The sequence below is a fragment of the Stieleria neptunia genome, from assembly GCF_007754155.1.
Classification (GTDB): Bacteria; Planctomycetota; Planctomycetia; order Pirellulales; family Pirellulaceae; genus Stieleria; species Stieleria neptunia.
In genome coordinates this window covers 7778942-7796557 of sequence record NZ_CP037423.1, presented here as the reverse complement: position 1 = coordinate 7796557, position 17616 = coordinate 7778942, and the positions used below count along the sequence as shown (strand labels likewise).

At 56.3% G+C, this 17616-nt stretch carries 11 protein-coding genes and 3 tRNA genes; 3 read left to right on the top strand and 11 right to left on the bottom strand.

All coding sequences use genetic code 11. The annotated features are described in order from the left end of the window. Together Enr13x_RS27165 and Enr13x_RS27160 are read left to right on the top strand one after the other, a co-directional pair. On the top strand, positions 1–2478 hold the full coding sequence (locus Enr13x_RS27165) for a DUF2357 domain-containing protein (protein WP_145390048.1): 2478 nt from the start codon (positions 1–3) through the stop codon (positions 2476–2478). A gap of 307 nt (positions 2479–2785) precedes the next feature. After that, on the top strand, positions 2786–7606 hold the full coding sequence (locus Enr13x_RS27160) for a DUF3320 domain-containing protein (RefSeq protein WP_197455383.1): 4821 nt from the start codon (positions 2786–2788) through the stop codon (positions 7604–7606). 571 nt (positions 7607–8177) lie between these two features. On the opposite strand, the gene Enr13x_RS27155 is transcribed toward Enr13x_RS27160, so the two are convergent. Next, entirely contained in the window at positions 8178–8729 is a 552-nt protein-coding gene (locus Enr13x_RS27155) for a protein-tyrosine phosphatase family protein (protein WP_231743812.1), read from the bottom strand. Positions 8730–8981: 252 nt separating this feature from the next. Between Enr13x_RS27155 and Enr13x_RS27150 the strand changes: the two genes are divergently transcribed. Beyond that, positions 8982–9980: an RNA ligase (ATP) gene (locus Enr13x_RS27150; protein ID WP_145390045.1), complete on the top strand. Its 999-nt coding sequence runs from the start codon at positions 8982–8984 to the stop codon at positions 9978–9980. A gap of 366 nt (positions 9981–10346) precedes the next feature. On the opposite strand, the gene Enr13x_RS39925 is transcribed toward Enr13x_RS27150, so the two are convergent. The 10 genes from Enr13x_RS39925 to Enr13x_RS27110 form a co-directional block, all read right to left on the bottom strand. Further along, positions 10347–10622, bottom strand: a complete 276-nt coding sequence (locus Enr13x_RS39925) for an endonuclease domain-containing protein (RefSeq protein ID WP_390621007.1) — start codon at positions 10620–10622, stop codon at positions 10347–10349. A 765-nt stretch (positions 10623–11387) separates the two neighbouring features. After that, positions 11388–12269: a hypothetical protein gene (locus Enr13x_RS27140; protein WP_145390043.1), complete on the bottom strand. Its 882-nt coding sequence runs from the start codon at positions 12267–12269 to the stop codon at positions 11388–11390. Between the two features lie 300 nt (positions 12270–12569). Next, positions 12570–14228: a TROVE domain-containing protein gene (locus tag Enr13x_RS27135; RefSeq protein ID WP_145390041.1), complete on the bottom strand. Its 1659-nt coding sequence runs from the start codon at positions 14226–14228 to the stop codon at positions 12570–12572. A gap of 537 nt (positions 14229–14765) precedes the next feature. Then, positions 14766–15131, bottom strand: coding sequence for a hypothetical protein (locus Enr13x_RS27130; RefSeq protein WP_145390040.1), 366 nt, complete (start codon positions 15129–15131; stop codon positions 14766–14768). A 566-nt stretch (positions 15132–15697) separates the two neighbouring features. Further along, positions 15698–15768: transfer RNA gene (locus Enr13x_RS38290), tRNA-Cys, on the bottom strand. Positions 15769–15795: 27 nt separating this feature from the next. Continuing rightward, entirely contained in the window at positions 15796–16149 is a 354-nt protein-coding gene (locus Enr13x_RS27125) for a hypothetical protein (RefSeq protein ID WP_145390039.1), read from the bottom strand. 31 nt (positions 16150–16180) lie between these two features. After that, positions 16181–16252 (bottom strand) — tRNA-Arg (locus tag Enr13x_RS38285). A gap of 11 nt (positions 16253–16263) precedes the next feature. After that, complete coding sequence (locus tag Enr13x_RS27120) at positions 16264–16620, bottom strand: hypothetical protein (RefSeq protein ID WP_145390038.1); 357 nt, start codon at positions 16618–16620, stop codon at positions 16264–16266. Between the two features lie 41 nt (positions 16621–16661). Beyond that, positions 16662–16735, bottom strand: a tRNA-Thr gene (locus Enr13x_RS27115). Positions 16736–16791: 56 nt separating this feature from the next. Continuing rightward, complete coding sequence (locus tag Enr13x_RS27110; protein WP_145390037.1) at positions 16792–17598, bottom strand: hypothetical protein; 807 nt, start codon at positions 17596–17598, stop codon at positions 16792–16794. Positions 17599–17616: the final 18 nt, after the last annotated feature.

Genomic DNA, 17616 nt, shown 5'->3' with positions numbered 1-17616 from the left:
ATGAAGCGACTGTTTCACCTCGCAACGAATCGGTTCACTCTCGACTGGAATCGAGTCCGGGATCAGGACCAGGCTGTGCTCGCGCGGACGTTGCCGGTTGTGGGGCGATTGAAATTGATGCCCCATGTCCGTGAACTCGAGTGGCTTGACACGACGAAGCGGGCGGGTGTCCCAGACTCGCTCGCCACCGATGAACGAATCGAAAATGGTCCGCCTCTATACGAGCAAACGGACTACCAGCTTTATCTTCGTGCCTCAGGAACCGGCGACACAATCGAAATTCGGCACCGCGACCCTGCCATCGAACGATCGCTCAATCTTCAAGAGAAGGGCCGCGTTGTTCATGGCGTGATCAACTTTCGCGGACAAATTGGTCGCAGTCAGTTTTCGGTGTATGTCAACGGAGTGCGACAACTCGATTTCGAGGTCGAGGTGTTTCCCACCAAGGTTGACTACGAATCGGACTATCAAGAGATTGTCGCGGATGTCCAGTCGATCTTGACGAGTCTTGCGTACGAGTACTTGCGCTCGACTTATCAGATGGGGCGGTTGGAAGCAGCCAACCGTCCGTCAAAGCTGGAATGGCTAGTCCTGATTGAGCACGTCATCGGCGAACTCGAAACCGCGATGAACTACATCGCACAGCGACCAACGCGCGGCTTGGTCCGTCGCGAGCAATCAACGCGTCTGGAACGAATTCGCCGGGTTGATTCACGGGTTCGTTCGCAAGTGCGGCGTGGGCATGGGAAAGGGCCCATGGTGCAACTCGCCGGCGTAATGGCTCGAGAACGGTTGGTGCAACGGCCCGCAGAGCTCACCTTGGACACGATGGAACATCGATGGCTTCGGAATCAGTTAATCGAAGTGCAGCGGACACTGAGCCAAATCGTGACGATCTACGACGGCGATGAAGAACTTTCTGCACGACGGCAGAGAACATTGGATGGCATCACCGGGTTGAAAGGTCGTGTGTCACGACTGCTGCGTCTAGAGCCTGTCGAGTCAGCCGACGGTGATCCGCCGATGGGGTTCGCGTCGCTGCAGTTGGTGTCGGCACCTGGATACCGCGAGGCGTACCGAATGCTAATGTTCCTAAAGATGGGACTAAAGCTCGAAGGTGACTTGATAAAGCTTGCGGTGAAAGACCTTGAAGTGCTTTACGAATACTGGACCTATCTGACCGTCGTGCGGATCATTCAAGAGGAACATGGTCCACCTCAGCGACTTGATCAGTTCTTCAAAGTTCGGCAGTCAGGGCTTTCCGTTCAACTGAAGCAAGGCAACGGCCAGAGGATCTCGTTTCGCACAAGGGCGGATCGCAGAATCAGTGTTTTGTACAACCCGAAATTCGAGAATCAAGACACGACGCTTATCCCGCAAAAGCCTGATATCCTGATTCGCTTCGAGGAAGACGGATGGCCTATCATTCAATTGGTATGTGACGCGAAGTATCGAATCGACGCCACCGACAAATACCGACAACAGTTTCGGTCGTTCGGTCCGCCAATCGACGCGATTAATGTGTTGCACCGCTATCGTGATGCGATTCTTGAATGGGGAAGCAGTGAGCATGAAGCGACCGGACTGAAGCGATCGGTGGTCCAGGCCGCCGCATTGTTCCCAATGAACCAATTTCCAGACGAAGATTTTCGTGCAAGCCGACTGTGGCAGTCGATCGAACGACTTGGGGTCGGAGCCATTCCTGCGTTGCCTGGTAACACCGCGTTTTTGCAGGAGTGGTTGCATTCAGCTCTTCGCCAAGGCGGATGGTCGATGGCGGATCGGGCGATCGCCAACCTCGCTGACAGCCGCGCTCGCGATTGGCGTGTTGCGGCGAGCGAACCCGTGCTCGTGGGCGTCTTGCGTTCGCCGGGAACGGAGCAGCATCTAAATTGGATAAAACGGGAACGGCTGTATTACCAGCCCCTGACGAAGACTCAACGCCGTCAGTTTTTTGTCAGACAAGTCGCCTTGTATATTCCATCTGGCCTAAATGAACCGAATGGAATTCGTTACTCCGCCGACGTGGAGCAGATCGAGGTGGTCGACCGATCGGAAATTCCAACGCCTTGGCCGGCTAGACGCACCGAGCAAATGGTGCTTTACCGACTGGGGGCCGTTCGTCGGCTGCCAAATCCGATCGACGTCTCCTCGGAACATGCAACGACGGTTCGCGGCTCACGTTGGACGACACGTCTTGGACTACAACGAGCAAGAACGATAGGCGAGATCGCATTGGAAACAGAACCTGAATGGCGTCTACTCGAATGGCTGCAAGCCAATGGCATCCTCTACAAGATCAGGCTTGATCCAGCACGCGTGCAAGATGCAGACAATCCGAAGGGACGAGCGTGGTTTGAATTGGAGACCGGCGAACAAATTAGATACGACGGCAGCAACGGTTTCCTTTGGCGAAAGGCAGGCACCAATAACCGGTACGTCACGCTACGAGAAATTTTCAATCATCAGCACAATTGAGATGGAATTCACTTATTAGCAGTGAGAGGCAGTTCTTGTCGTCGTCCCGTGTGGTCATTTCTAGAGTTTGGGCGACGAGCCAGATACTGGATTATCCATTCTCATAGCCAGTAGTCCCGAAACGATGGAATCCAGGCATTCTGGGGTGCCACTCCGCAACTGAAAGATCCGTAAAACTTGCCAGGTCGTTGCATTCGTTACGTCTTAGAGACCTTTGGCAGGGCATGCAGGCACCCCAACACTCAGAGGGGGTGGTTTGATAGTATGTTCTTCGGTGCGATGAACTTCGAAATTGGGGGAGTGGAACGTGGACCTTGCAGCTGTTATCGAGAAGACGCGGCGTGACTTACTGGAGTTAACGGCGCGGAATCGACTGGTTCATACGCCGCTTGATGGCAAGCGAAAAAGCTGGATCCAGGTTCACGACGAACGCAGTGACAATGTCTTTGATTTGCTGGTTCGTCAGGGGAAGACGATGTCCTTTCTGCCGGTTTCATCCGAGGAGAATGAGGATGACCGCGAACAGTTTCTCCGCGAATTCGAAGAAACGAACGACGATCAACTCGATGACGATTCAGAGTGCTCCGGAGAAGATGGTGAGCTTCCCGAACGCTATACCGATCTGTTTCTGCAGACGAAGTTTTCCCAGGATGCCTTGAACGATCGATTGCTGAAGCTTTACTACGAAGCTCGCACGGCAGAGGAGGAGCAAGGCGTAAGTATTCTGTATCTCGCCTGCGGATTTTTGAAATGGCGTGAATCGGGCAGCTCCGCGGTGGACCGTTATGCGCCGTTGTTGTTGATCCCGGTGGAGCTGTCTCGGAATTCCGTGCGAAGCAAGTTTCGCGTGAATTTTCGCGATGACGAAATCGTGACCAATTTGTCGATTCAAGCTAGGCTACAGCAAGATTTTGGTGTCCGTCTGCCCGACCTTCCCGAAGACATCCAGGACGAATCACCGTGGACACCGACGGCCTACTTCGATGAAATCCGCAAGTTGATCGAGGGACGCGATGGTTGGGAGGTCCTGGACAACGAAATCCTCCTGTGGTTCTTCTCATTCACGAAGTTCCTAATGTTCAGGGACCTTTCCCCGGCCGCGTGGCCGGAAGGTGCCGGCTTGACCGAAAACGGCCTGATTGCGGGGCTGCTCGGCGATGCATTTGCCTCCGGAAGTGCCTTGCCTCCCATTTGCGGTGACGACGAGCCGATCGACCAAATGATCAATCCGGCGGATGTCGTGCATGTGACAGACGCAGACTCCTCCCAAGCGGTGGTCATCGAAGAAATTGTCCGTGGCCGTAATCTGGTCGTGCAGGGACCGCCGGGGACTGGCAAGTCGCAAACCATTACCAACGCGATCGCCGCTGCGGTTCACGCCGGGAAGCGGGTGTTGTTTGTCGCCGAAAAGATGGCGGCGCTTGATGTGGTGAAACGTCGACTGGATGCAGTCGGTCTTGGGCCCATGTCGCTCGAGCTACACAGTCACAAGGCTCGGAAGAGCGAAGTCTTGGAAGATCTGAAGGCGACGATGAACCTGGGGGCTCCAACCGCCGGCAATCATGTGCCGACCGACGAACTTCGGCAGACGGTTGAGCGTTTACGCCATCATGACGTGACGTTGCACGGTCAAGTGGGTGAGTCCGGCTGTTCGCCTTTCCAGGCGATGGGGAGTCTACTGAATCTGCGGCAGCAGGGGCGGGCGGCTGCGGCCTATCGCGTTGCAGAGATGAGTCAATGGACACCAGAGGCGTACCAGCGTTGTCGACAGGTCGCCAAGGAGCTGGATCAATTGTTGCTGGCGTCTGGAACGCCCGCTTCGAACCCCTGGCGCGGTGCGCAGTGCAAGCCGATGACACCCGCAAACGTCGAAAGGCTACTTGGCACCTTGAAGGACGTTCGCGATGCCGTTGACAAGCTTGATGCGGCGAATGGTGCTCTTGCTGAGATTTTGGAATTGCCCGCGGCGAAGGACATCAAGGAAACCGCAGAACTGGCTCAGCTTGCGGCTTACGTCAGACGCTGTCCTGCCATGGTCGACCGAGAAGCGATTGGCCATGAGTCTTGGCAGACGGAAATCGAACGGCTTGAGGCCATTGTGAAGGAAGTCCGAACGTTGCAGGAATCACGTCGATCCCTGGACGGGCAAATCAGCGACGCCGCCTGGAATCTCGATTGGTCCGCGATCCGCATTGCTCTGGCGGGCCACGGCAAGAGCTGGTTTCGTATTTTCAATTCGTCGTTCCGTAGCGCCGTCGCCACACTGCGCGGCGTTTGCCTCAGTGAGTTCCCCAAGAACGCTGACGAGCGAGTTGCTTTGGTCGACCGCATTCTCTCCATTCAAAAATCTGTCAAGCAGGTTGGCGACGAAGAATTGCTCTGCCGTTCGGTGTTTGGGCGAGTCTGGTCGGGGACTGATTCTCCGATCGACGATCTCGACACGATCGTGGCCTGGGTCAAGGACGGACATAAGGCCAGTCTGCTCAGGCAACACGGACGCCGTCTCGCGGAGGATGCGACACGGGGACGTGCATTGGCGGAGCCTCTCAACCGAATTGCAAAGCTGCTGAAGACGGTTGATGGTGAACTGGGCAAGGTCGCTTCTGTTCTAAAAATCGATTTCCGACGAGCGTTTGAGACTCAGGATGCTCGGACCACGTCCTTGGCCGATTGGCGTGCTCGCATGGACGAGTGGCAAGGGGCATCTGAGCAATTAAGTCATTATCTCGCTGCGATGGCTCGCGTGAAGACGTTGCAGGATGCAGGCCTTCGCGAGTTGGTCAATGAGATTGAACGTGGCACGTTGGTCGCCGGCGATGTGGCCGAGCAACTCGAATTGATTCGTAGTGATGCGATTCTTGCAGAAGCATGGAGCGACCGTCGGGACTTGGCGGAGTTCCACGGTGACACTTACGAAAAACTCCGAAGCCGATTTGCCGAATTAGATACGGATCGCATCGCACAAAGTCGCGTGGACGTCGCGAAGAAGCACCACGAAAATCTGCCGGCCAGATCCGCGGACGGCGGTCAGGTCAGCGTGGTCATGCGGGAAACGAACAAAAAACGGAGGCACATGCCGATCCGGCGGCTGATCAAAGAAGCGGGGCACGCAATCCAAAGGATCAAGCCCGTGTTCATGATGAGCCCGCTTTCGGTCGCACAGTACCTGGAGCCAGGCGCTGTGGAATTTGACTTGCTGGTCATCGACGAAGCCAGCCAGGTGCAGCCGGTCGACGCGTTGGGAGCGATCGCGCGCAGCAAGCAGATCGTCGTCGTCGGTGACCAGCGGCAGCTCCCGCCGACCGATTTCTTTGGTCGAATGTCCGATGGTCAGCCCGACGACGATGACGATGCGGTGACGAACGCAAGTGACCTGGAAAGCATCCTGGGGCTTTGCGAGGCTCAAGGGCTGCCCAGCCGCATGCTGAGCTGGCACTATCGCAGCCGGCATGAGTCGCTGATCGCTGTCAGCAACCGCCAATTCTACGACGATCGATTGTTCATCGTGCCGAGCCCCGTCCTCAGCGGCGGGTCGCTCGGATTGAAGCTTCGGTACATCGCGGATGGTTGCTATGACCGGGGCGGTTCGCGTGCAAATCGCAATGAAGCGATCGCGGTTGCAGAGGCCGTGCTCGAACATGCTCGGCAGCGACCACATCTTTCGCTCGGCGTTGCGACGTTCAGTGCAGCCCAGCGCGATGCGATTCGGAACGAAATTGAGCTGCGTCGAAAGGAAGATGCGTCTATCGAAGAGTTTTTCAACAGCGGCGGTGCCGAGCCATTCTTCGTCAAAAGCCTGGAGAATGTGCAGGGGGACCAGCGTGATGTGATTTTTATCTCGATTGGCTACGGCAAGGACAAAGACGGCTACTTCGCACATAGTTTCGGTCCGCTCAACCGCAAGGGCGGCGAGCGTCGGCTCAACGTCTTGATCAGTCGTGCAGCGTCGGCGTGTGAGGTTTTCACGTCATTGAAGGCCGATGATATCGACCTGGCTCACACCCAGAGTGAAGGCGTCGCCGCATTGAAAATGTATTTAAACTACGCCGAACATGGGCGGCTGGATGCGACTCAGTCCCACGGCGGAGCAGACAGCATTTTTGAAGAACAGGTCGCAAAGGCGCTCCGCAACCGTGGGCTTGAGGTCGATCACCAGATCGGCGTCGGAGGGTTTTTCATTGACCTGGCGATACGAGATCCAGAGCGACGAGGACGCTACTTGTTGGGAATCGAATGTGACGGCGCGCAATACCATAGCGCGAGGTGGGTGCGTGACCGCGATCGAATTCGGCAACAAGTCCTGGAGGCCCGAGGCTGGATCATCCACCGGATTTGGAGCACCGATTGGTTCCAGCGCCCTGAGGAGCAAATTGAAAAGACGCTTGAAGCCCTCGAAGAAGCGAAGCGACATTGGGAGCAACAGGATGCCGAGGACAGAAACGGTGCATGCCGTTCAGCGACGCCGTCCACCACACCGGACGCAGACGATCATCCGCCGATTTCCCGAGAAGAGCTTCCGGAAGCGATGACAGCGTGCGAGTTAAAAGGCGAGGATTACAGGGAAACCCGAATGCCGAATCAGCATTTCGAAGGCGGTCCGGCAGAATTTGCGGATTCAGTGCTGACAGCCTTTGCGCGGCAGATCATCGAAATCGAATCCCCCATTCACATTGACGAGATCGGGCGTCGGATGATTCGGATTTGTGGTCAGGGACGCCTTGTTTCCTCCCTGAAATCTCGCATTGCCGATTCGGTCACCGTACTGCAGGAAGCGGGCACCGTGGAACAACGCGACGCCTTCGTCTACGCCGCCGGACAACAGCAGTTTCCCGTTCGCTATCGCAAACATCTCGACAACGCGAAGCTTCGGAACATTGATTTCGTCCCGCCGGAGGAATTGCGCGGAGCCATCTTTGCTGTCGTCGAACACCAAATTGGCACCGATGAAAAGGAAACAGCGGCGTCCGTGGCAAAGTTGTTGGGAATCAGCAAAAGCAAATCCCTTCAGGCTCACGTTCAAAAACAAATCAAACGTCTCGTGGAAATGCACGCCATCGAAAACCGCGACGGCAGCCTCTTCGTCGCCTCCGGCGCGGTGAATCAGCAGCAAGTTTCTTCCCGCGTCTGAGCCGGGCCCATCTCGTTGAAGACGCATCTGCGGCCACACAATGGCAGAGAATCGTGGGTTATGAAACTCATTGCGATCATGCAAAGAAAGCTTCACGCAACCTGTCACAATTCAGCAGGCAGTAGCGGCGTTCATTGGGCTCGCATCACGGAGCAGGTGCGGGCTTTGGTAAATTTTGCTCTGATGATGACTCCAGGTCCAGAGAGTCAATCAGCTCGGTAAAAGGCGCAGGCGTTTCCTCCGCCGAAACACAGGGTGTCGTTAACTTCTCGGAGCAACAGTCTCCGAGCGCGACTATCAATTCGAGTTTTCCATCGACTTCGATAAAAGGCCATTTGCCAAATCGTAGTAGCAATTTACGGGAACTGGCGAGAACGGTGGATCGCGTCTGCGTCTGCCAATTGGTCGGCCACATGGTCGACCGTCGCGTTGTCCGAGACGGTTGAGGAAAGCGCATTTTCGTCTGCTACCCAATTTCGGGCCTGCCTGGAAAATCACGTTCATGTCAGGCCCTGAAGACGCCGCGATTTCCCGTGTCGATGTCGTGCTATCGAGCTTTTTGACGCCAAACTCAGCGCCAGCTTTCGACGAATTGGCACTGGCGGCTGTTTTCCGGTGCCGGTCGATGACAGGTTGTTTCGTCGGCTTCACGGAGGGTCTTGAGCATTTCGATTGCTTGGTTCGGTTCGACGTGTCCGTGTCGGATGAGCCAACAGCAAACTGAGATGCCGGTCCTGCCGACTCCGCCGAAACAATGAATGAAGACCGGCCGGTCCGCTGCAAGCGAAAGATCGACGGCGTCCAAAATGCACGTCATTCGGTCCGCCGAGGGCACGCCTAAATCTTCGATCGGAAAACGCAGGTGCGTTACAAACTCTCCGGCAGCAGACGCAAGCTCACGGAGCAGGCCGTCGTACCGGAGGAACGGCTGGCCGTAATTATTCGTTTCGGCTTCTTCGACTAGGTTGATAAAGGTGCGTATCCCAAGCTTCCAGAGCTGTTCCACTCGGTGACGATGCGCCGCCGGATCGGCCGCGCCCGGATACGCACCGGCGAGGAACTTCGATTCGACCACCCAGTAGGCTCTCGCAACCGATGGTTTTGACGGTCTCGTAAATGACACTGCGATTAACCCTCTCGACATGATCGAGTCGCGAAAAAAGGTGCGGAAGCGAAGCGTCGCGCCGCCACAGCATACACTCACGCGGTGGATCTAGCGCAGCACACGTCTGACTCACCATTCACCGTCCACGTCGCTCACTCGGATTGGTGCAGGGCAAGTGCAATATCGATCGAGCGAACCTAAAGAGCTTTCCCGAAGTCTTACTCAGCAATATCGTTCAAGAGAACGCCAGGAAAACTCGGACAAATCGCAATGAGAAAACTCGCAACCATCCGGACTGTCAACGAAACGCGGCCGATTGACGGGGCCGACATGATTGAGTTGGCGGTTGTCGATGGCTGGAAATGTGTCACGAAGAAAGGAGAATTCTCGGTCGGAGATGCGGTGATCTACTGCGAAATCGATTCGTTCTTGCCGGTGCGAGACGAATTTGAGTTCTTGCGCAAGTCGTCGCTGAAAACCATGGACGACCGCGAGGGCTTTCGACTGCGAACGGTGAAGCTGCGCGGCCAGATTTCGCAGGGGCTGTTGCTGAATCCATCCGTGTTGGGGCGATCGTTCCAGGTCGGCGAAGACGTGACGGACGAGTTGGGCATCGTGAAGTACGAAGCGCCCATTCCCGCTTGCCTGGGCGGCGAGGTTGTGGGAGCGTTTCCTGCGTTCATTGCGAAAACGGATGAGGAACGAATTCAGAACCTAGCCAGCGATTTCGTAACCTACCGTGGCAAGGAGTTTTATGTGTCGGAGAAGATTGACGGCACTTCATTCACGGCCTTCGTAAAAGACGGCGAGTTTGGTGTTTGCGGACGCAATTGGCAGTTGGCGGAGGACCAGTCGAACAGCCATTGGCGGGTCGCTCATGCGTTCTCGCTTCACGAACGAATGACAGCCCTGGGACGGTCGCTGGCCGTGCAGGGCGAATTGGTCGGTCCGGGAATCCAAAAGAATCGGTATGGATTGAAGGAGCCGGCCGTGTTCGTGTTCAACGTCTATGACATTGACGCTTCGGCGTTCTTGGAGAAATCGGCAATGGAAGCCGTCAGTGAACAGCTTGGGTTGCCCATCGTTCCTCCGCTCGGAATGATTGCCGTGCCAGAAACGATCGACGAGATCCTTGCGATCGCCGAAGGCAAGAGCACGCTGAATCCGAATACCGAACGCGAGGGGCTGGTCTGGGTACACGGTTCAGGCGACGATCGAATTTCGTTCAAAACGATTTCAAACCGATTCCTCGCCAAAGGCGGCGATTAGGGAACGGCCACGTCAGGGCAGCAAGTTGGAACGGTAACGTTCGCATGGGTGATGCTCATTCAGCGGGACTGGCTATTCCAGAAAACTCGTCGCCAACTTCGCAATCTTGGTGAAACCTGGGCCTTTGTCGCTTGGCTCCTTCGCTGCACGTTTTCTCAAAATTCGTCCGAAATGTCGAGAAGCATGCATTGAAGCAATTTCGCTTCGACGCGGAAGTTGATGCAACCTCCCGCACGAAGGACTCGCGTTTCCTCTCTTCGGTGCGGTCGCACTCATTCATTCTGGCTCCCTTCTCCCCCACGGCGAGAGCGAGTGGTGCTCGCTCTCGTTGTGGGGGAGAAGGGCTGGGGATGAGGGGGCAATGTACTACAGAAGTGCATCAATTGCATGTTCGATCTGGTGCCGCACCGCAGCTGGATTACGCAAGGCCTCGTAACCCGGGATCCGCACGACTTGGTACCCTTGCTCGGCCAAGTACTGGTCGCGGCGCTGATCATACTGACGGCCCTCATCCGTCTGAAGTTGCTTTCCATCGACCTCAACGATCAACTTCAAGTCCACACAACAGAAGTCAACAGTGTACGGTGCAATTGGGTATTCGCGCCGAAACTTCTGATTTCGACAACGGCGATTGCGCAGCATCTGCCAAACATCCTGAGCAAACTCGTTCGCGCGAGCCCGTTGATCGCGGGCAAATGAAATCGCCTCTGTGTCTCGCCGAGTCCTTCGGTTCATGATGCCCCTAAGATTCGTTGGTGCCGTCAGCTCGCCCCCTCATCCCCAGCCCTTCTCCCCCTTGGATGAAAGTGAGCACGACTCGCTTTCATCCAAGGGGGAGAAGGGAGCCAGTATAAAGTAGGCAGTCCAGGGAGTGGAGACCGCAACTTCGTACCCCATCAGACTCCAAATCCAGTTTCAAACATTCGATGACCGCTTCGGTTGGACCACGCGCCAGCAGTTGCGGGTGTCGCCAAATGTGTTCGGTGCTGGAGACCAATGCGGGCGTTGGTCACACCGCCAGCACGCTCCGGCGGCCAACGCCGGAGCGCCCCCAGCGCATCGTGTCACACGTATTTCGCTGAAATCCCGGTGGGTTTGCGCGGACGCGGGAAGGTTGACCAAAAGCTGCCCGTGTCACGGGGCGCTTCAAAAGGGACCACCGATGGGCGCTTTTGGTCCCTTTTGAAATTGGTGGTCGAGATGTCGGCGATTGTTCGTGTCCGGAACGAATCTCTCGGCCGCTTTACAGCTCGAACAAAGCACCGACGCACTTCACAATCAGGTCCACCTCCGTGAAGACGATGCAACCGAGATATCGAAGGAGTATTCCAAACGGCGTTCGGTGTCCTGCTGCTTGTGAAAAGGAGCCAAGCCGAGTAGGGAGAGCGACAACTGCGATTCCCAGTACTATGGCTGCATTTCCTGCTTGATCTCGCGCATGCTCACGTTGGCGTGAGACAGACTTGAAACAAAATTGCCTTCACCAGGATGTTCCAAATAGTTAGGCAAATGCCAGACCGATTTCCCTTTGTGCTTCAGCCATAGCTCTTGAAATGCCAGTGACCCCGGAGCGTACTTCCAAATCAGTCCGTCCTCAGTCTTGTGGCATTCGATCAGCAACGTCAGTTCTGGATCGGTCCCCAACTGGTTCGTAAAAATGAATAGGCATCCATCAAGAACGGATGAATTTGCGTTTTGCAGCGCTGATGCATCTAGCCGAAACACAGCGTTCGGTTGCAGCTTTAGAGACTGAATCTTGCCCGTCGTCGCTGATCTTGTTTCGGCGGTAAATTGCCGTGCGAGGCCCCGCATTTGAACGCCGCGTTGCCGACGGGCAGCACGATCGGAACCTCTTGCTGGGACAGGCACCTGCGGGATCGACCTTAGTTTGACCCCGACCGGCGACCATAACTCTCCCCATTTCGTTGGACTTCGAATCGGCATTGGGGGCGTGTCAATGAGTGCCTGGAACTCGTGGTACACTTCGCGGCCCGCCCCGATGGGTTGCGACAAGACGCCGCCGACGACAACAGCGCGGCCGTTTAAGGTCCAAACGAAAACGTCTCCGGAATTGGGGGCCGCCGTGTCGCGGAATTCCTGATAGTCAAGCCCCGTCCATGTGAACACTGGACCTTGCATTTTCAGCGTTCCCTGGCCATCTGTTCCCACCTCAAACTCGAATGTGCCCGCGCGGTAGCGATAGAACTGCTTGAGCGTTTCATAGTCTTCCCCGGTAGCGATTGCTCCCGAGACAATCATCCACAGAGCTGTTAGCGTTGCCATCCGCATCTCACTATCCCATCGAATTCAACAAGGTGGATTAAAAGTAAATTCACTAGTCCGTCAATCACAACCGCAGCCAACCGTTTTGCCGCGAGGGACTACAGACATTGCGTCTTTACTTTGCCATCTTACCCCGTAGAAGCGCGATGGCAAGCATGGTAGCCGCAGTGATGGCCGACAGATTGGCCATCCGCAACGTTAAGTACGAACGAAAACGCCCGCGAGGGATCTTGCCTCCGCGGGCGCTTCGTAAGTGGCGTAAGCTTCTAGCTTGCGTGTCACGGCAAGCAGGATGCTTGCCCCACGTTACAGCTCGACGGATTCCACTTCGTGGACGAAGCGGGATGCGTCGTTTTCTAGGAAGGATGCGACGACGTGGAAGACGGCGTCGCTGAAGCCTCCGACGTTCAGGATGTCCTGGCAGTCGGGGGCTTGCGTGTTGCCGTAGGGGGCGATGTCGATGCAGACCAGCTTTGGATCGGCGATACCGTTCTTCCGCTGCGCCTTCTTGAACTTCTCCCACTCCGTCATCACGCCCGTCGAACCGCCTCGGCCGTAGCCGTACGCACGTCCCGAGTTGATCCAGCTCTGGTTGTCGCTGACCAGCACGATTCCAGCAAACGCACGCTTTGCGTAACGCTTGTTGGCTTCAACCAATGGCAACGAACAATCCGTTCCGCCGCCTCCGTACTTCGACAACCGTGCCGACAGACTTAGAATCGAATCGCTTGGATCGATCTTGGCCTGATAGGTCCGGGTATCGAACGGAATCACGACGCTGTCCGGGTTGCGACGCAGGATCGCAGCGGCGAACAATGCCGCAACATCGACGCAACGCATCTTCGTCGTTCCTCCGCGACCACGGTAGCCCGTTGCCGGACATCCCATCGATCCAGAAGTGTCCAAACCGATGATCACCGGTGCCGGTAGCTGCGGGATGTTACCACAAGCGATCTCCGCCGCGTCGTGCAGCGCCGTCTTGACCTTCTTCGGCACTTCGTCCGAAGCGTTCAAGTAGGCCGCCAGGAACTGGTACGGGAACTGGCGCGAACGACGGATCGCGTCTGCGTCAGCCAATTGGCCGGCCACATAGTCGATCATCGCGTTGTCCGTGCCGCCGAACCGCAGCAGCCCTGGCTTCTTGAAGACTTCGTGACGCAGCAACGTGTTCAGGTTCATCCGCAGTGCCTGCGGTCCCATCTGGCGAGCGATTGCCTTCCAGACGATCGGACCCTTGGCCGCATCCGCCAGCAAATCCCAACGAACTCGCAGATCACCCGCGATCAACGCCTGAGCCTCTTCGGTCTCCGCCGCACGGAACGCCTTCAGTGCCTGAACCGCCGCCGGCAAGTCGGCTTCCGTCGCCGGAGCCCACTTCTCGACGTCCTTTTCTGTCAGCCATCCGAACATCGCTCGTCGAGCGTCATCCTTCGGCTTCGGGCGTGCCATTCGCAGCACGTCACGCAGGCTCGGATCGTTACCGATCGAGCTTGACAGCAACTTGCCCGGCGACGCCTCGTTCAGCCAGCGCTGAAACGCTCGCTGCAGCGAAGACGACAACCCCTTGCGACCGAACTGTCCCGATCGAACCATCTGGAACAGCGTACGCAGAACACGCCCGTTGTCAGCCACTCGGTCAAAGACCTTGTGCATCAACGCCGTGTCGCGCGTCGACAGCGTGACCAGCAGCGCCGCCGGCATGTCCTTCATGTATGCTCGCTCTCGCGAGTAAACCGCCAGCTTTGCCAGGAATTCATTGTCGTCGACTTCGTCGATCAGCGTTCGCATTTGATCCAGCTGGCTCTGCGCAGACGCGTAGTAGACGTTGCCGAAAGTACCCGTCGCGGCCAGCTGAGCCAGCGCATGCTTTGCCGGTAACTTGTACGCGGGACCACCGGCTTCGTTGACCGCGGTCGCTCGAGGCAGAACGCTCGTGATGCTCTGGAAAAGAGACTTGTTGGCCATGGGTGATCTCCTGAGTTGCGCAGGCTGTTCGCCTGCTATGGCAGTCGCGACAAGCGGATAGCCTGCATTACGACGAAATGAAAAGACCCGACGAAGTTTGGTGCAGAGTTGGCTCCCGATTGAGCCGCGTCCCCGAGTGTTCATCGACTGGGATATGCCGAGTCGATGGAAAGTGGGGACGGAGGGAATCGAACACTCATGTACTCCACTCCGGCAGTCGGGCCGGGTGGCTTGCCACCGCATGGAAACGCCTCATATTTGAGGGGCCGTTTCGGCATACAGTGGTTTTGGATTGTTGCCGTGGGATAAGCTTCCAGCTTGTCAATTACGGGACGACAGGCAGGATGCCTATCCCACTTTGGTTATGATGCAAAAAACGCGATCGACGAAGATGTGAATCAGAGGTTTTACGGCGCTCTACCACTGAGCTACGGCGCTGCGTTCTCGCGGATTGCAGTTGCGCCGGTGGGAGTCGAACCCACGGCCTCCGGCTCCTGAAGCATGGACTCCGAGTCGGCAGTCGATCGTGTGCGATTGCTATTTCTGCTTGTTCTTCAAAACCTTCTTCATCCGTTTCCACACCGCACGGCCGTTTTCCCGGTCGAGCCGGACAAGTTGGTGCTGTCGTGTGTCGAAAGTGATGATGCTGCCTTTGGGCCGTTTGGCATATACAAACGGCAAGCAAACGGCGACCACTTTGAATGGCTGCCCCGCTTCACTTGGCATGTAACGGATTCGTACCGGATCTTCGGCTGACAACGACGCGGCCGAGCAGCTCCATAAGAACGAAGGCAGTTCGACGATTTCGTTGAGGACGGAGACGTAGTCTCCTTGGTGGATGTCTTCTCCTGCGATCCGTGCCGCGACGGTCGTTTGGGATGGAGTTTCGGTGGTAGCTTTCATGGTTTTCACATTGCTTGATGAGAGTGTTTTCTGTAGGTGCAAAGGTTCTTCGTACGACGGGTGATTACCCGACGCCTTTGGGCGTAATTACGAAGAAATTGAATTGCACACGCATCGTTCGCTTTCTCAAGCATTAGTAAAAAACGACTGACGAAGTTTTTGAATCAGAGACTTTTTGCTCGACGCTCTTCCGTTGAGCTACGACGCAAGCGTCGGCGGGAGTCGAACCCGCAGCCTTCGAGTCCCTATGTACTCCGATTCGGCAGTCAGTCGTGAATGGTTGGCGACGAAGGGTTGACTCAGATCACTTGCGTGTAGGAATCGAACCTACCGACCGTTTGAAACGAACCCCAGACTCACCGGACGCAATCGTTGGTGGATGGATTCCAAGTCGGCAGTCGCCAAAGGACGCTTGAAGAATGGGGCGCGAATGAGCCCGGAGATGGGCCAGCTTCTTTCGCCGTTCACTCTTCCAATATCAAACTTCAAAAAGACGGATCGACGAAGGGACAGCTCAGATGGTCACATTTAACAGATGTAATCCGAGCCTGCAGTCGATCTGTCAGAATCGCCGGTGGGAGTCGAACCCACTTCGACCGGGTTGCAACCGGTTGCCTGGCCATCTGGCTCCAGCGATTTCGTGTCCACTCAGGCAGCGGACGTCTTACTCATTTGCGTCATCGAACGCAGCGTTTTCAGCGACCTTGATCGCGATCTCGACGGTTTCCTTCGTCAGATGGAGCCCCGTTGAGAATTCGTCGTTGGTGGCGACGACGCGCGGCGGTGTTTCAGGTACGTAGACCAAGTCATCCGCAGTCCGAAACACGTCATCGCCCGTGCTGGTCGCGAAGCGCCCAAAGTCGTCGCTCGTTGAAATGCAGGCACGACCGATATCGTCAGCGCTGTTGACCCCGATTCGGGCAACATCGTCGGCACAGCGGCCAAACATTCCCAGCAAACCAAGCAAAGCGGCACCAGCGCCGTGGGCCAATGCGTTTTCGTTTTCGTTCTTCATCATCAGCCTCCTTTTTATGTGGTGTTGTTTTAAGTACCTCGCCAGGGAGTCGAACCCCGTCTAACGGTTTCGAAGACCGTCGTGCTGTCCATCACACTCGCAAGGCATGTTGTTTCGTCACGGCATTGCCGCCACTTGATGCTCGTCTCGATAGACGATCATTCCCGGTTGATTGGTTCGCACCTTTGTCACGAAAACACCTTCGTCTTCGAGCAAATAGGCCAATTCCCAAAGGCGTCGGATGACCGGCTGTGAGTCCGAGCGAAACCAGAACAAACATCGCCAATCCGATTCATCCAACGCTGGAACGGTTAAGTTGCGGTTGAACCAAATGAGCACTTCGCGAAGTCGATCGCGCGTCGCATCGGGCAAGGTGGTTCTGTCTTCAATGCGTCCGGCCGCGACAAAGATTCCCGCGGGCCGACCGGTGTTGCAGCATCGCAACTGGGTTTGAAAACGAATGTAGGTGTCCATCGGTCATCAAGTCATCGCGGTGTGGGGTCAGGTTATTGAAGAGCCGACGACTGGGTTCGCACCAGCATGAGCCACTTTACAAGAGTGGTGCCTTCCTAACTCGAGCCACGTCGGCAGGGGAAAAAGGCCCCGCACCGAAGTGCGGGGCCGCAGATCCAATGGAGGCACTGATCAATCGATGAATGCGACGTGTCGCATTGCGATCGATTCGTTTTCTGTGTTCATCAGAACTTGGTGCCATTCGTTCAACACAATTCTCTTGTGATCGGGATGACGGACCCGTCCGCGAACGAACACGCTTGGGTTTCGTCGCTGAGCCACCCAGTGCAGATGACGAAGTTCCGGCTTTCGGCTAATCAATCGCCGATGTTGACCTTCGGTCAAACCGTTTGGGTATTGGTTGCTGACGTAGACCAGTTGTCCACCTTGCCGAACCAACTCTTCGCACATGTGTGGCTTTCCGCCGCCACGCGCGATCGGCTCGTTCCGCAGCGTCAGACGCTCATCGACCAACGCGGGATTCTCGACGGGAACGAAGAACCATTCACCCTGACGGATGAACGCCTCGTTGCGTCGACGGTTTCGCTTCCGCGGCTTGACGCCGAGACGGTTTTCGAGAGCCCGAACCGCAGGCGGCTTGAGGGCATCGAACGCCGTCTTCACGGTTGAAACAGCTGCCCGCTCAGGGACGGCCGCAACGAACCAATGTCGCTCGTCATGTCCGCACAGGAACTTGTGTTTTCCGTCGTCGTGTCGCGACATCAGCAGTAGGTGCCGAAGCGAAGGCTGAACGTCGATGACCTGTGTTTCCGCCAATAGAGACGGCTGGACAGCGATATCAAAGAATTCGCCCGCGGCATCGTTGCCGATGTCGATTGAAACTTCGGGAGTCGTTACCCAGCGTCGAACGACCGGGGCGTGGACCTTTGCTCGGGCACCAATCCGCGTGAATTGACGCTCGATCTTTTGCATGCACATTGGAAGTTCGAAGTAAGA

What these genes read in the sequence shown, in the direction of transcription:
- Enr13x_RS27165 (WP_145390048.1), top strand. Translation starts at nt 1, where the DNA reads ATGAAGCGACTGTTTCACCTCGCAACGAATCGGTTCACTCTCGACTGG.
- Enr13x_RS27150 (WP_145390045.1), top strand. Translation starts at nt 8,982, where the DNA reads ATGAGAAAACTCGCAACCATCCGGACTGTCAACGAAACGCGGCCGATT.
- Enr13x_RS39925 (WP_390621007.1), bottom strand. Translation starts at nt 10,622, where the DNA reads ATGCTGCGCAATCGCCGTTGTCGAAATCAGAAGTTTCGGCGCGAATAC.
- Enr13x_RS27140 (WP_145390043.1), bottom strand. Translation starts at nt 12,269, where the DNA reads ATGCGGATGGCAACGCTAACAGCTCTGTGGATGATTGTCTCGGGAGCA.
- Enr13x_RS27135 (WP_145390041.1), bottom strand. Translation starts at nt 14,228, where the DNA reads ATGGCCAACAAGTCTCTTTTCCAGAGCATCACGAGCGTTCTGCCTCGA.
- Enr13x_RS27130 (WP_145390040.1), bottom strand. Translation starts at nt 15,131, where the DNA reads ATGAAAGCTACCACCGAAACTCCATCCCAAACGACCGTCGCGGCACGG.
- Enr13x_RS27125 (WP_145390039.1), bottom strand. Translation starts at nt 16,149, where the DNA reads ATGATGAAGAACGAAAACGAAAACGCATTGGCCCACGGCGCTGGTGCC.
- Enr13x_RS27120 (WP_145390038.1), bottom strand. Translation starts at nt 16,620, where the DNA reads ATGGACACCTACATTCGTTTTCAAACCCAGTTGCGATGCTGCAACACC.
- Enr13x_RS27110 (WP_145390037.1), bottom strand. Translation starts at nt 17,598, where the DNA reads ATGTGCATGCAAAAGATCGAGCGTCAATTCACGCGGATTGGTGCCCGA.